Consider the following 12,528-nt stretch of genomic DNA (forward strand, 5'->3'; position numbering starts at 1 on the left):
GTCGCCTTCGTGTTTCCCACGGTACGCAGGCCCGCCGGCATCCGCATCCATCGGAAGGATGATGTTACGCAAACGCCACCCGGACGTGCCTCGAGGGCCATGATGGAGGGGTGGCCGTTCCTCTCTCCGAACTGACGCGGATGCCGGATCCGCAACTCGTCTACGCCGCCGACGGAACCCGCCTGGCGACCTACACCTGGGGAGAGCTCGATGCCCCGGTTGTGGTGATCGTGCACGGGTTCGCGTCCAACGTGCGCGACAACTGGGTCCTCACCGGCTGGGTCCGGGAGCTCACCAGGGCCGGGTACCGCGTGCTCGCCCTCGACCAGCGCGGGCACGGCAACAGTGACAAGCCGCACGAGCCGGATGCCTATGCCATCCGCACTCTGGTGTCGGACGTCGAGACGGTCATGGACACCTATCTCGTCGAGGACGCGTTCTATGTCGGCTACTCCCTCGGCGCGCGCGTCGGGTGGGAGGTCGTGCGCGATCTTCCGCAGCGCATCGAGCGGGCGGTGCTGGGCGGCGTGCCCGACGGCATCCCGCTCGAGCGGCTCGATCTCGACCAGGTGCGCGCGTATGCAGACGACGGCACACCCGTGACGGATCAGGCGACCCAGGACTACATCGCCCTCACCGAACGCGTGCCGGGCAATGATCTCCGCTCGCTTCTCGCCCTGGCCGAGGGCATGCGCCGGACGCGCACAGTCGACCCCGACCCGGCCAATGCCCCGACCCGTCCCATCCTGTTCGCGACGGGCACGGAGGACGCCATCATCGAGGGCTCCCGCGCGCTGGCCGAGGCCGCACCGAACGGGACGTTCTTCGAGATCCCCGGGCGCCACCACTTCAACGCGCCCGGCTCGCGGGCGTTCAAGGATGCCGCGCTGGAGTTCCTCGCGGGTTCCTGAGCGGCGACGCCGAAGCGCCGGGGCTCAGGCCTCGCGCTTGGGCAGCACCCACCCGGCGCGCGGGAAGTGGCAGGTGTAGCCGTTCGGGATGCGCAGCAGGTAGTCCTGGTGCTCGGGCTCGGCCTCCCAGAACGGGCCCTCGGGCTCGATCGTCGTGACGGCTTTGCCGGGCCACAGGCCCGAGGCATCCACGTCGGCGATCGTGTCACGGGCGACCTGCTCCTGCTCGGGGCTCAGCGGGAAGATGGCCGAGCGGTAACTGGAGCCGATGTCGTTGCCCTGTCGGTTCAGCGTCGACGGGTCGTGGATCTGGAAGAAGAACGCCAGGATGTCGCGGTATGTCGTTTTCGTCGGGTCGAACACGATCTCGACGGCCTCGGCGTGGCCGGGGTGATTGCGGTAGGTCGGGTGGTCGTTCGAACCGCCGGTGTAGCCGACGCGGGTGTCCAGGACTCCGGGCTGGCGGCGGATGAGGTCTTCCATGCCCCAGAAGCAGCCGCCCGCGAGGACAGCGGTCTCGGTGCCGGGTGTGCGGGTGATGGTGCCGGTGTCGGTCATGTGGACTCCTTTTCGCCCTTCCAGTCTGACGCAGGATCGCGGGGCGGGAGCCGTTCTGGACGAACACTCAGGAACCGCGTGCGGTATGCGTTTCGTCGGTTTCGAGGCGCTCAGAACCGACCGAAAGCATCCGGCCTGTGCGGGAGGCACAAGAAACACGAGGGCGGATGCCGGGGGCGCATAGCTTCGTCACCATGACTGAGAACCCGATCACCGACGCTCTCGTCCTCATCACCGGCGGCGCCCGCGGCATGGGCGAACTCTACGCACGCCGCGCGGTCGCCGCGCACGCGCGCGCCGTCGCGCTGTGGGACATCGATGAGGATGCCGTCACCGCTCTGGCCGCCGACCTCTCCCGATCCGGTGTGGAGGTGCGCGGCTACCGCGTCGACGTGTCGCAGCGCGAGGAGATCGCCGCCGGCATCGAGAAGCTTCGGGCGGATCTCGGCTCCCCCGACGTCGTCATCAACAACGCCGGCATCGTGCGCGGCGCGCCGTTCTGGGAGCACGACCCGGTCGCGCACATCGAGGCGACCATGCGCATCAACACCCTCGCGGCGATGTGGCTGACCCGTGAGGTTCTGCCCGAGATGATCGCGGATGCTTCACGCCCCAAGCGCATCCTGAACATCGCGTCCGCCGCCGGGACTCTGGCGAATCCGAACATGAGCGTGTACGCGGCATCCAAGTGGGCGATGATCGGCTGGAGCGAGTCGGTCCGCCTGGAGCTCGCCTCTTACGGGCACCGGCACATCGCGATCACGACGTTCTGCCCGAGCTACGTCTCGACCGGCATGTTCGAAGGAGCGCGAGGGCCGCTGCTGACGCCGATCCTCACCCCTCAGACCGCGACGGCCGCGGCCTGGAACGGGATGCTGCACGGGACGCCGCTCGTGCTGCGGCCGTGGACCGTGAAGCTGTCGATGGCGCTCCGCGGCATCCTGCCGACCGGCGCGTGGGACTTCCTGGCCCGGCACGTGTTCAAGGTGTACTCGTCGATGGACCACTTCACCGGCCGCGGGTGACATCGCCGCCGCGTGTTCCGGCAGTAGAGTTGCTTCCCTGAGACCCACGAGGGGGACACATGTCGGTTGGTCTGCTCGCCGTCGTCGACGACATCCTGAGCGCGGCGATGAAGGCGTCGGCCAAGGCGGCCGGCGTCGTGATCGACGACGCCGCCGTCACCCCGCAGTACGTGCAGGGCATCACTCCGGCGCGCGAACTGCCCGTCGTCGCGAAGATCACGCTCGGGTCGCTGGCGAACAAGTTCATCATCATCATCCCGATCGCCCTGCTGCTGACCGCGTTCGCTCCGTGGGTGCTGCCGTTCCTGCTCATCCTCGGCGGAACATACCTGTGCTTCGAGGGCGCCGAGAAGGTGCTGGAGTGGTTCGGGTTCCTCCACGGACACGACGACGAGGGCGCGCGCAACGAGAACAAGCTCGTGTTGGGTGCGATCCGCACCGACCTGATCCTGTCGACCGAGATCATGCTCATCTCGCTGTCGAACCTCGAGGGCGGGCTGAGCATCTGGATGACGCTCGGAATCCTCGCCGTGATCGCCGCGATCATGACCCTCGTCGTCTACGGTGCCGTGGCGCTGCTGGTGAAGATCGACGACATCGGACTGAAGATGGCCAAGAGCGAATCGCAGCGCGTGCGTCACACCGGAACGCGTCTGGTTCGCTCGATGCCTGCGGTGTTCCGTGTGATCAGCGTGATCGGAACCGTCGCGATGCTGTGGGTCGGCGGGCACCTGCTGCTCGCGAACCTCGGCGAGGTCGGATTGCACTTCTTCAGCGACATGCTGCACGGCATCCACGACTTCCTCGCGCCCGCCGGTGCCGTGATCGCGTGGATCGGCGAGACCTTCGTCTCGGCCCTGGCGGGTCTCGTCGTCGGTCTCATCGTCGTCGGCGTCGTCGTGCTGATCGGGCGGATGCTGGGCAAGAAGCCCTCGTTCACCGAGGGCGGCGAGTCGCCGGCCAACGTCGTCGCGCACTGAGCTCCGCGATGGACGTGCTGCACTGGGTGGTCGACGCCTTCAATTCGCAGTGGATGCTCCCCGGCGGGCAGAAACTCCTCATCCGCGAGGTCGTCGGCAACCTGTTCGGGCTCGCCAGTGCACTCGGCGGCATGCGCCGCAAGGTGTGGGCGTGGCCGGTCGGCATCGTCGGCAATCTGCTGCTGCTGACGGTGTTCCTCGGCAGCATCCTCAGCCCTGAGCACGACCTGCCGCACCTGCTCGGCCAGGCCGGACGGCAGGTCATGTTCATCGCGGTCGCGATCTACGGATGGGTCCGCTGGCGGCAGGCGGCATCCGGCACCGGGCAGGTGACGCCGCGCTGGGCGCCGAACAGTGCGCGCATAGGACTCGTGCTCGTGCTCGTCATCGGCACGATCGCCCTCACTCCCCTGTTCCGGCTTCTCGGCTCGTACGAGCCGGTGTGGGCGGATGCCTGGACCTTCGTCGGGTCGCTCCTGGCGACCTACGGCATGGCGAAGGGCTGGACGGAGTTCTGGCTCATCTGGATCGCCGTCGACGTCGTGGGCGTGCCGCTCCTGTTCAGCGCCGGCTACTACGCGACCGGCCTCATGTACGTCTTCTACGGCGCGTTCACCGCCGTCGGCTTCGTCGTGTGGTGGCGGGCGCAGGCGAACGCCAAGCCGCACATCGAGACGATCATGCCCGACCCGCGCATCGGCGGCGCAGACGAGAATGACGACTGATGTTCGACAGCCCGCTCTCCGCCTCCGCGTATGAGGTGCTCGGTGTCGACCCCACCGCGACGGCTGACGAGATCAAGAAGGCGTTCCGGCTCCGCCTCCGCCAGACCCACCCGGATGCCGGCGGCGACGCCGCAGCGTTCATCCAGGTGCAGCGAGCGTGGGAGCTCGTCGGCACCCCCGAGGCCCGGTCCGTCTACGACCGCGGGCACGGATTCGGCACGGCACCCGGCGCGTCGACGCCCGAACAGGACTGGAGCGGCTGGCGAGCACCGGCCCCTCGCACGGACACGCGCCCCAAGGCCCGCGCTTACGGGCATCCCGGTGGCTGGCGCCGCGAGCGCTACCTCTCCCTGATGCGCGAATGGGCCGGCCGCGGCGTCGACCTCGACGACCCCTACGACCCGGCGCTGGTGCGCTCGGCGCCGCTCGAGATCCGGCGCCTGCTGGCGGACGCCCTCGCCGAGGAGGCCACGGCGGGCACGGTGTCCGACCTCGGCATGGGGTTCACGGTCTGGCACGACGTCGCCACGGGCACCGACCCGCGCGAGAAGCTCGACCACGTCGTGCTCAGCCCGTCGGGGCTGTACGGGGTGATGTCGGAGGACTTCGCCGAGACCGCCCGGTTCCGACGCGGCGAGATCATCGGCCAGAACGTCGACGGCCGCGCTCCGGTGGCCAGCCTCCTCGCCCGCATGCGCGTGATCGCCCGGGCGGCGAAGGTGCGCTTCGGCGGGGCGATCATCGTGCTGCCCGACGACGACCTCGAGCAGGCCGTCACCGCGCTCGGCAAGGTGCGCGGCATCCCCGTCGTCGTCGTGCGTCGCAGCACGCTCGGCATGGTCCTGCGGCAGGGCGTTCCCGGTGCGCGCGACATCGGCGGCAACGAGCTGTTCGACGTGCGCACCCGCCTGCAGCAGACGGTGCGCTTCGTCTGAGGTCCCAGGCCCGGGCTCACTCCGCGTCGGAGCGGAACAGCCCGCGCAGCACGAGGTAGACGATCACCGCGACGACGGCGACGATCGCGAGCTTCGCGATGAACCAGAGCACGGAGAACAGCACCCCGACCAGCCACCAGGCGACGACGACGGCGACGATCACGCCGACGATGGTCCACAGGGAGTTCTTGTTCACGGCTCAAGCCTACGCACCGGCGCCGGTTAGCATTCAGGAATGACTGACGAACCGGTAGACGACGTCTCCATCGGCGGCGAGATGATCCGCCTCGGCCAGTTCCTGAAGTTCTCGGGACTGCTCGACTCCGGCGGCGACGCCAAGGAGGTCATCATCGACGGATACGTGACTGTGAACGGCGACGAGGAGCGCCGCCGCGGGCGCCAGCTCCGCGACGGCGACCTCGTCTCATTCGAGGGCCGGACGGTTCGCGTCCGGCCGTGACTCCCGCCCGAGCCGCGAGAACTGCTATGCGGTGAGACGGATGCTGGCACGGCGCAGAGGGCCGGGCCGACGTTCGCGGGCGAGCCTACGCCGCACGGCTCGGCGCGGTACACCGTCACGCCCGGCGGCGAGTACGCTCGCCGTGTGGATGCCGCCGACCCGCTGCCCGATCGCCCTGCCCCCGACAACCCGCAGGGCAAGCTCGTGCTGCTCCGGCACGGCGAGACCGAGTGGTCGCGCGCTGGGCGGCACACCGGCCGCACCGATGTTCCGCTTACCGAGCACGGCGAGGAACTCGCGCGTGCGGCCGGCGAGCTCGTGCGCGGCTACGACTTCCGGCTCGTGCTCACCTCTCCCCTGCAGCGCGCGCGCCGCACAGCGGAACTCGCGGGCCTCGACGCCGAGATCGATCCGCAGCTGATCGAATGGGACTACGGCGGGTACGAGGGCCGCACGACCCAGGACATCCGCGCCGAGCTCGGCTACAACTGGTCGGCGTTCACCCACGGCGTGATCCGCGGCGAGACCCCCGGCGAGACCGTGGAGGAGGTCGCCGCCCGGGCATCACGCGTGCTGACCCGCGTTCTCCCTGCGATGGTCGACGGAGACGTCGCCCTCGTCGCGCACGGACACTATCTGCGCATCCTCGCCGCGGTGTTCCTGCGGCAGGCCCCGCGGTTCGGGGCATCCATCACCTTCGGCGCCGGTTCCGTCTCGGTGCTCGGATACGACCGCGAGCAGCCGGCGATCCTGGCGTGGAACCACGGTCCGCAGCTGCCGCTCGAGCCGCCGCGATCATGACGCGCCGCGGTGCCCGCACTCGCAGAGTTCTGGGGCTGACGGCGTCGGTGGTCTCGGGCACGATGGAGGCATGACCGACGGGTACGACTCCGAGTTCCTGGCCACCTCCGTGCCGCTCCCCCGTCCGCGTGACGTCGTGCGCGACCTCGCCTACCCGCGGTTCTCGGTGCTGCTCGACCCCGCGCGGCGGTTCGCCGCCGTGACCGCCGTGAACATCGACGGAGCGCAGTTGCGCGAGGTGCCGCGCTCGGGCGACTGGCGTCTGGATTCACGGGTGGATGCCGATGAGCAGGCCGGCCCCGACGTGTACTCCCACAACGATCTCGACCGCGGCCACCTCGTGCGCCGCCGCGACCCCGGGTGGGGCACGGCCGACGAGGCGCGGGATGCCACCGAGGCGACGTTCTTCTACACGAACGCCGCACCGCAGGCCGCCGGGTTCAACCAGTCGAAGGAGCTGTGGCTCGGACTCGAGGACCATGTCCTCGCCTATGCCGAGGCGACCGATCAGCGCGTCTCGGTGTTCACGGCGCCGGTGCTCGCGGACGACGATCCGCCGTATCGCGGCGTCCGGGTGCCGCTGCGTTTCTGGAAGGTGGCGGCCTGGCAAGGGTCTGCCGGGCCTGCGGCGGCCGGATTCGTGCTGGATCAGACCGAGCTCGTCGACACCTCTCAGGGTGTTCTCGCCGTGCCGCCGCTGGGAGCGTTCCGGACGTTCCAGGTTCCGATCGGCGACGTCGCCGAGATCACCGGGGTCGACTTCGGTGCACTCGCCGAGGCGGACGTGCTGAGCGCGCGCGGCGTGCGTCCGGGTGATTGGCGGGTGATGGACGCAGCCGCCGACATCGTGCTCTGAGGCCGCAGTCAGATGGCCATCGCGTACTCGCCGAACCCCATCGCGATCAGCAGCGACAGCACGGCGAGGACGAGGACGACCGGGGTCATCGTGTACCGCTCCGGCTTGCTGCGCGAAATCGCGTTCATGACGATGCCGATCGCGAAGTACGCGAAGACGATCCACATGGCGACCTGCGCGACGGCGTCCGGCAGCAGCGACGTGATGCCGGCCCGCTCCCACGCGATGAACGCGATCAGGGCGTAGATGACGATCGAGACGGCGCTGCCGATGCGCAGGTTGCGCGGCAGCACCCGATGCTGACCTCCCCAGGCGAAGTGTCCCCAGGGCGCTCGCGCGGCGAGCGCGATCTGGAACACCGCGAGCAGGGCGAGGATCACCGTCAGTGCGAGCGCGAAGGGCACGGCTACACGGTAGCGGTCCTGGGTCGGCGGGAGGAAGCCGCTACTCGCGCGGCCGCAGCCGGACCGCCGGCAGCGCGGGCGCCGGCAGCGGCTTCGGCTGGTCGGGTGGGAACTCTCCGAAGAGGGCTCGCTTGCCGACATCCTGCGGGTCGGCGGGCTCGAAGCCGAGCTCGGCCTGGTACCGGCGGCGGAACTCGACGATCTCGTCGTGATCGCGCCCGACGAAGTTCCACCACATGACGATCTGCTCGCCGAGCGGGACGCCGCCGAGCAGGATGATGCGGGCACCGGCATCCGATGCTGTGATCTCGATCGCGTCGGACCCGGGCGGCACGTAGGCGAGCGAGCGGTGGGCGACGGCCGCCCCGTTCACGGACACGGCGTCGCTCTCGGCGAGCACGGCGAGCTCGAAGTCGGCGCGCACCGGCAGCCGCACGACGGCGCCGGGGTCGAGGATCAGCTCGGCGCCCAGCAGATCGGGTGTCCGGGTGTCGACGGGAGAGACAGAATCCAGGAGCGAGCCGATGAAGACCCGCACGGTCGCACCGGGAATCTGCACCGGCTCCGGCTCGTAGTGGGCGAACGCGTTCTCGCCGAACCGGGTCGCGTCCGGCATCGCGTACCAGAGCTGCACGCCGTGCAGGGTGGTGGTCGCGGGGTCGCTGAGCTCCTGGTGCGTGATGCCGCGGCCGGCGATCATGAGGTTCAACTCGCCGGGGACGACCGCGGCCGCGTTACCCCCGGAGTCGAGGTGGTCGATCCGTCCGCTGAATAGCCACGAGACCGTGGCGAGGCCGGTGTGCGGATGCCGCGGTACCTGCATCCCGCCCGTCTCCGACACGTCGTCGGGCCCGTAGTGATCGAGGAAGCACCAGGCGCCGACGAGTGAGCGCTGCTTCTGCGGCAAGGTGCGGTAGACGGTCATGGCGCGCGGCCCGCCGAGCGGCACCAGGCGCGGCTCGAGCACCTCGGTGGCCGTGCACAGCTCGCCGGCGTCCAGGACCTCGACGTCGGGCGACCGCTCGAGGTTCGTCATCGCACGAGTTTCCCGTCGGCATCACGAGGACGCACCGGATGCTCGCTGAGGATGGAGATCCGGTTGAAGGCGTTGATCGTCACGGCCACCCACTCGGCGGCGACGAAGGTCTCATCGCCGAGCACGGACCGGGCGCCTTCGAGGTCGGCTCTGGATTCTTCGCTCAGTGGCAGCACCGTAGCCGCCTCCGCGATCGCGAGCACAGCCTTCTCGCGCTCATCGAACAGGTCGGTCTCGCGCCATCCGGGCAGCAGATCGAGCTTCTGCTGCGGGATGCCGGCATGGCGGGCCTCGCGCGCGTGCAGGTCCATGCAGAAGGCGCACTGGTTGATCTGGGAGGCGCGCACCTTGATGAGCTCGGACTCCTGAATGCTCAATCCGCCCTTCTCCGCCGCCTCGCGGACCGCCGTCGAGAAGGTCGACGCCGCCTTCCAGGCGTCGGGCATGGTCTTGTCGAGGAACGGTCGCATGGATTCTCCGATCATCGGAAGGGTCGTCAGGACGGATGCTCTGGCTCGATCGTATCGAGCCGGTCGTGGTCGTGCGCCGGGTCGTTCGCCCGGTCAGCCGCCCGGCGTCAGCGACGGGATGCCGACGAGCGCGCGGAGCCGGTCGGCGTCGACGTTCGCACCGAACGCCGGGTTCTGTTTGCGGGGACCGTCGACCTCCCACCAATGGTTCATCGTGCCGATCACGAGCTTGCCGCGGAGGTGCTCCACGGGGAGCGTGCGGTGCTTGCCGAGCTGGAGGGCGAGGACCACGACACCGGCATCCTCGGCCACCTGCGCGGGCCACCCGGGCGTCGTGCCGGGCGTGAGGACCTCGGCCGTCAGCGCGATCCGCGCGGGGTCGCCGGACCCGGAGACGAGGACGCGGTAGCCGGCCGCGACGGCGAGGCGGGCCAGCACCGTGCCGACCTTGCCCGCACCGAGGATGCCGATGGTCGTCGTCATCGCGGCATCCCGTCGCTCTGCTCGGCCAGCAGTTCGCGAACGCGCGGGATGACCTGCGTCCCGTACAGCTCGACCGAGCGCAGGCGAGCGGATGCCGAGACCGAACCCGCCTGGCCAAAGTGGCCGCGGGTGCGCAAAAGGCGATCTCGACTCTGTGCCGCGATCTCTGCCAGCACCTGTACGACACCGGTTTCGTGCACGCATCGCGCAGCCTGGACACCGAGGGAGCGACGTTGCACGCGCTGATCGATGGCGTCGCGCCGACCCAGGCATCGCGGTCGACTAGTTGAAGTCGCCGCCTCCGCCGTGTAGGTTCCCGCTTAAGATGGCGAGCTACGCCGCGATTCCACAGCATTTGGCAGTGGTTTGCGGGTCGAGATTCCACGCGAAATGGCGGATTCCTCGGAGGCAATGTATTGCTCCGCCTGTCTGACCAGAAGTGTTCGCGCGGAAGATGGCAATCGTTCCGCTCAGCTCAGGGTCTATCAGGCTGAATCGCTTGCCCCTGCAGCACCGATTGAACGACCGCGTCGACACCTCGACGGAAGTCTGCATCTATGTCGCGACGCGGCGCCTCGGTGATGTACGCGGCGAGGTGAGGGTAGTTGCCGGCCTTCAAGACTCGGGAGACGTATGGCGCGACCGCGTGCTGCCATTGCTCGTCGTCGAGCCCGGTGCGGAGTTGCTCGTTGTGCTCCGCGAGCTCTTGGCTGACAGCGCCAATCACATAAGCGTCGACGACGCCGATCGCCCAGCCGCGATACTCGGGCGTGAGCGTGTTGTCGGTTCCGAAGACCGACAGCGCGGTGTCGAGCCGACGCATGCCGTGGGGGCCGAGTGTCGGGCGCGCGGGGGGTGTGATCGACCAGGGGTGGCGGAGGGCCGCGGCGCGGCGCTCCTGGGCGAGTCGCGACAGATCCGCGGCAGGATCGCCGCTCGGAAGCCCGGAGAGGTCGTGCTCTCCAAGAACGGCATCGAGCATGAGGTCAATCAGATCGTCTTTCCCGCCGGGAAGATGGCGATAGAGAGACATGGGACTCGAGCCCAGTTCGGCCGCAAGGCGACGCATTGTGAGCGCGTCGACCCCCTCCGCATCCGCGACGGCCATCGCAACGGTGACGATGCGGGCACGGTCAAGTCCGGGCCCAGATCGCGGGCGCGGAGCTGCGACGTCCCAGATCGGCACAAATGCCGCAGTGCGCTCAGGTGTCGTCATGTCCTGATCTTCCTATCGGGTCAATGGGTCGGGACGGCGTTCTCCCGCGCGCGCCGCGGGAGAAGTGCAGTGATCGCCGCGACGAGGACCACGAGGCCGATCGCCCACCCCAGGGTGATGCTGAGCGCGTGAGCATAGGCCGCTTCGTCTACCGCAGCGCCAGTCAGAGCGGTGAAGAAGATGGTTCCGAGAGCTGCGACACCGACAGCGTTCCCGAGCTGTTGCACCGCCGTCAGGCTGCCGGAGGCGGACCCCACTTCGCTGTCGTCGACACCTGCGAGCACGATGTCGAAGAACGGAGCGATGGCGAGACCCATACCGATACCGACGATGCCGAGAGGGAGCAGGAGAGGCCAGACGGTGAGAGTTCCCCCGATGGTCGTCGTCAGCACGATCAGGGCCGCAAACCCCAGCGCGACGGCGCCAAACCCGATGAACATCGTGCGGCGCGAGAGGCCGAACACCTGCGAGAGCACGAACCCCACGATCATCCCGACCGCTTGCGGTGCGGCGGCAAGTCCCGCCTGCAGGGGGCTCAGTCCCATCCCGAGCTGGAAGAACAGTGCGAACATCAGGGAGGAGCCCATCATCGCACCGAAGAAGCACGCCCCGACCCCGAGCCCGGCCAGGAAGGCACGCTTGGAGAACAGCGACGGCGTGACCAAGGTGGGGTTGCCTGCACGGCCACGTACTCGCTGCGTCAGTGCGAAAGCGATCAGGCACGCGACTCCCGCCACGATGATCGCGATGACCCACCAGGCCCAGTCGTAGTCGCGGCCGTGCACGAGCCCGAACACGACCGCGCCCATGCCGACCGCTGCCAGCAGCGCGCCGCCGACGTCGAGACGGATGCTTCGGTCGGGAGTCGACGCGGGGAGGATGATCGCGCCGGCGATGATGATCGCGATGCCGACGGGGACGTTAATGGCGAAGATCATGCGCCACCCCCAGCCGAAGTAGTTCGCATCGACGAGCCACCCCGCCACGATCGGGCCGGCGACACCCCCGAGTGCGAGCACCGGGCCGGTCAGCCCGAACGCCACGCCGACCTTATCCGGGGGGAAGCTCTGCTTGATGAGCCCCAACGCTTGGGGAACCATCATCGCTCCAACCGAACCCTGAGCGATGCGCACCGCCACCAGCATCTCCGGCGACACGGCAAGAGCGGCCAGCAACGAGGCGAGAGTGAACCCGGTGATCCCGGTGAGGAACATGCGTTTCCGGCCGAACATGTCGCCCAGCCGGGCGCCAATCAGAAGACCCGCCGCCATCGCAAGTGTGTACCCTGCCGCCAGCCACTGAATGAACTCGTCGCCACCTCCAAGATCGCGAACGATCGACGGCCCCGCGATCGTCGTCACCAACGAATCGAGAAGATCGAGGAGGTCGCCCAGAAGAACGACGGCAACTACCGCCCACGCCAAGCCCAGCTTCGCGGGACTGATCGTTGTGCCAGTCTGTGTCATGTTCATTCCTAACGATAACGCTGTACGCAACAGTACCATCGTACGCTACTTTTCGGATCGGAGAGATGCCGATGGCGGGCCCGCTCCCGCCCACCACATCGGATGCGCTCCCGTTCGACCACCCCGGGTCGCGAACGTCGCGGATTGGGCGTGTCCGTTTACCGTCCAGATGCCAGACGACGGACTCCCACTTCTCTCTCGG

Annotated in this window: 17 protein-coding genes; 8 read left to right on the forward strand and 9 right to left on the reverse strand. The window is 68.7% G+C overall.

Annotated features, from left to right (window positions below; genetic code table 11):
• The first annotated feature begins 110 nt into the window (after positions 1 to 110).
• Positions 111 to 911, forward strand: a complete 801-nt coding sequence (locus KEC56_RS02240; RefSeq protein ID WP_227529631.1) for an alpha/beta fold hydrolase — start codon at positions 111 to 113, stop codon at positions 909 to 911.
• Between the two features lie 24 nt (positions 912 to 935).
• Here the strand turns inward: KEC56_RS02240 and msrA are convergent, their stop codons facing one another.
• Positions 936 to 1,469: a peptide-methionine (S)-S-oxide reductase MsrA gene (gene msrA, locus KEC56_RS02245; RefSeq protein ID WP_175987677.1), complete on the reverse strand. Its 534-nt coding sequence runs from the start codon at positions 1,467 to 1,469 to the stop codon at positions 936 to 938.
• A 194-nt stretch (positions 1,470 to 1,663) separates the two neighbouring features.
• On the opposite strand from msrA, the gene KEC56_RS02250 reads away from it, so the two are divergent.
• From KEC56_RS02250 to KEC56_RS02265, 4 genes are read left to right on the forward strand one after another with little or no spacing between them, the layout of a single operon-like run.
• Entirely contained in the window at positions 1,664 to 2,494 is an 831-nt protein-coding gene (locus tag KEC56_RS02250; protein ID WP_227529632.1) for an SDR family NAD(P)-dependent oxidoreductase, read from the forward strand.
• Between the two features lie 59 nt (positions 2,495 to 2,553).
• Entirely contained in the window at positions 2,554 to 3,474 is a 921-nt protein-coding gene (locus KEC56_RS02255; RefSeq protein ID WP_227529633.1) for a DUF808 family protein, read from the forward strand.
• Positions 3,475 to 3,482: 8 nt separating this feature from the next.
• On the forward strand, positions 3,483 to 4,199 hold the full coding sequence (gene pnuC / locus KEC56_RS02260) for a nicotinamide riboside transporter PnuC (protein WP_227529634.1): 717 nt from the start codon (positions 3,483 to 3,485) through the stop codon (positions 4,197 to 4,199).
• Entirely contained in the window at positions 4,199 to 5,134 is a 936-nt protein-coding gene (locus tag KEC56_RS02265; RefSeq protein ID WP_227529635.1) for a J domain-containing protein, read from the forward strand. Before pnuC ends, KEC56_RS02265 begins: the two co-directional genes overlap by 1 nt.
• Positions 5,135 to 5,150: 16 nt before the next feature.
• On the opposite strand, the gene KEC56_RS02270 is transcribed toward KEC56_RS02265, so the two are convergent.
• Complete coding sequence (locus KEC56_RS02270; RefSeq protein WP_227529636.1) at positions 5,151 to 5,330, reverse strand: hypothetical protein; 180 nt, start codon at positions 5,328 to 5,330, stop codon at positions 5,151 to 5,153.
• A gap of 39 nt (positions 5,331 to 5,369) precedes the next feature.
• Between KEC56_RS02270 and KEC56_RS02275 the strand changes: the two genes are divergently transcribed.
• The 3 genes from KEC56_RS02275 (at position 5,370) to KEC56_RS02285 (ending at position 7,251) form a co-directional block, all read left to right on the forward strand.
• Positions 5,370 to 5,594, forward strand: a complete 225-nt coding sequence (locus tag KEC56_RS02275) for an RNA-binding S4 domain-containing protein (RefSeq protein WP_227529637.1) — start codon at positions 5,370 to 5,372, stop codon at positions 5,592 to 5,594.
• A 144-nt stretch (positions 5,595 to 5,738) separates the two neighbouring features.
• On the forward strand, positions 5,739 to 6,395 hold the full coding sequence (locus tag KEC56_RS02280; protein ID WP_227529638.1) for a histidine phosphatase family protein: 657 nt from the start codon (positions 5,739 to 5,741) through the stop codon (positions 6,393 to 6,395).
• Between the two features lie 70 nt (positions 6,396 to 6,465).
• Positions 6,466 to 7,251 carry a DNA/RNA non-specific endonuclease gene (locus tag KEC56_RS02285; RefSeq protein WP_227529639.1) on the forward strand — a complete coding sequence of 262 codons (786 nt, stop codon included), beginning with the start codon at positions 6,466 to 6,468 and terminating at the stop codon, positions 7,249 to 7,251.
• 8 nt (positions 7,252 to 7,259) lie between these two features.
• Here KEC56_RS02285 and KEC56_RS02290 read toward each other — a convergent pair whose 3' ends face one another.
• The 7 genes from KEC56_RS02290 to KEC56_RS02320 all read right to left on the reverse strand — a co-directional run bounded on the left by KEC56_RS02290 (position 7,260) and on the right by KEC56_RS02320 (position 12,326).
• The gene (locus tag KEC56_RS02290; protein ID WP_227529640.1) at positions 7,260 to 7,655 is read right to left on the reverse strand and encodes a hypothetical protein; all 396 of its coding nucleotides are present in this window, start codon (positions 7,653 to 7,655) and stop codon (positions 7,260 to 7,262) included.
• Positions 7,656 to 7,695: 40 nt separating this feature from the next.
• Positions 7,696 to 8,691, reverse strand: coding sequence for a pirin family protein (locus KEC56_RS02295; RefSeq protein ID WP_227529641.1), 996 nt, complete (start codon positions 8,689 to 8,691; stop codon positions 7,696 to 7,698).
• Complete coding sequence (locus KEC56_RS02300; RefSeq protein WP_227529642.1) at positions 8,688 to 9,161, reverse strand: carboxymuconolactone decarboxylase family protein; 474 nt, start codon at positions 9,159 to 9,161, stop codon at positions 8,688 to 8,690. Before KEC56_RS02300 ends, KEC56_RS02295 begins: the two co-directional genes overlap by 4 nt.
• A gap of 93 nt (positions 9,162 to 9,254) precedes the next feature.
• The gene (locus tag KEC56_RS02305) at positions 9,255 to 9,644 is read right to left on the reverse strand and encodes an NADPH-dependent F420 reductase (protein ID WP_227529643.1); all 390 of its coding nucleotides are present in this window, start codon (positions 9,642 to 9,644) and stop codon (positions 9,255 to 9,257) included.
• Positions 9,641 to 9,844 carry a hypothetical protein gene (locus tag KEC56_RS02310; RefSeq protein ID WP_227529644.1) on the reverse strand — a complete coding sequence of 68 codons (204 nt, stop codon included), beginning with the start codon at positions 9,842 to 9,844 and terminating at the stop codon, positions 9,641 to 9,643. Before KEC56_RS02310 ends, KEC56_RS02305 begins: the two co-directional genes overlap by 4 nt.
• Positions 9,845 to 10,119: 275 nt before the next feature.
• A complete protein-coding gene (locus KEC56_RS02315) occupies positions 10,120 to 10,860 on the reverse strand; it encodes a TetR/AcrR family transcriptional regulator (protein ID WP_227529645.1) in 741 nt (246 codons plus the stop codon).
• A 20-nt stretch (positions 10,861 to 10,880) separates the two neighbouring features.
• Positions 10,881 to 12,326: an MFS transporter gene (locus KEC56_RS02320; RefSeq protein WP_227529646.1), complete on the reverse strand. Its 1,446-nt coding sequence runs from the start codon at positions 12,324 to 12,326 to the stop codon at positions 10,881 to 10,883.
• Positions 12,327 to 12,528: the final 202 nt, after the last annotated feature.

It is taken from the genome of Microbacterium tenebrionis (genome assembly GCF_020682665.1).
GTDB classification, from domain to species: domain Bacteria; phylum Actinomycetota; class Actinomycetes; order Actinomycetales; family Microbacteriaceae; genus Microbacterium; species Microbacterium tenebrionis.

Excerpts from the sequence above, each read along its gene's own strand:
- KEC56_RS02255 (WP_227529633.1), top strand. The coding sequence starts at position 2,554 with ATGTCGGTTGGTCTGCTCGCCGTCGTCGACGACATCCTGAGCGCGGCG.
- KEC56_RS02285 (WP_227529639.1), top strand. The coding sequence starts at position 6,466 with ATGACCGACGGGTACGACTCCGAGTTCCTGGCCACCTCCGTGCCGCTC.
- KEC56_RS02295 (WP_227529641.1), bottom strand. The coding sequence starts at position 8,691 with ATGACGAACCTCGAGCGGTCGCCCGACGTCGAGGTCCTGGACGCCGGC.
- msrA (WP_175987677.1), bottom strand. The coding sequence starts at position 1,469 with ATGACCGACACCGGCACCATCACCCGCACACCCGGCACCGAGACCGCT.
- KEC56_RS02250 (WP_227529632.1), top strand. The coding sequence starts at position 1,664 with ATGACTGAGAACCCGATCACCGACGCTCTCGTCCTCATCACCGGCGGC.
- KEC56_RS02315 (WP_227529645.1), bottom strand. The coding sequence starts at position 10,860 with ATGACGACACCTGAGCGCACTGCGGCATTTGTGCCGATCTGGGACGTC.
- KEC56_RS02275 (WP_227529637.1), top strand. The coding sequence starts at position 5,370 with ATGACTGACGAACCGGTAGACGACGTCTCCATCGGCGGCGAGATGATC.
- KEC56_RS02320 (WP_227529646.1), bottom strand. The coding sequence starts at position 12,326 with ATGACACAGACTGGCACAACGATCAGTCCCGCGAAGCTGGGCTTGGCG.
- KEC56_RS02300 (WP_227529642.1), bottom strand. The coding sequence starts at position 9,161 with ATGCGACCGTTCCTCGACAAGACCATGCCCGACGCCTGGAAGGCGGCG.
- pnuC (WP_227529634.1), top strand. The coding sequence starts at position 3,483 with ATGGACGTGCTGCACTGGGTGGTCGACGCCTTCAATTCGCAGTGGATG.
- KEC56_RS02305 (WP_227529643.1), bottom strand. The coding sequence starts at position 9,644 with ATGACGACGACCATCGGCATCCTCGGTGCGGGCAAGGTCGGCACGGTG.
- KEC56_RS02265 (WP_227529635.1), top strand. The coding sequence starts at position 4,199 with ATGTTCGACAGCCCGCTCTCCGCCTCCGCGTATGAGGTGCTCGGTGTC.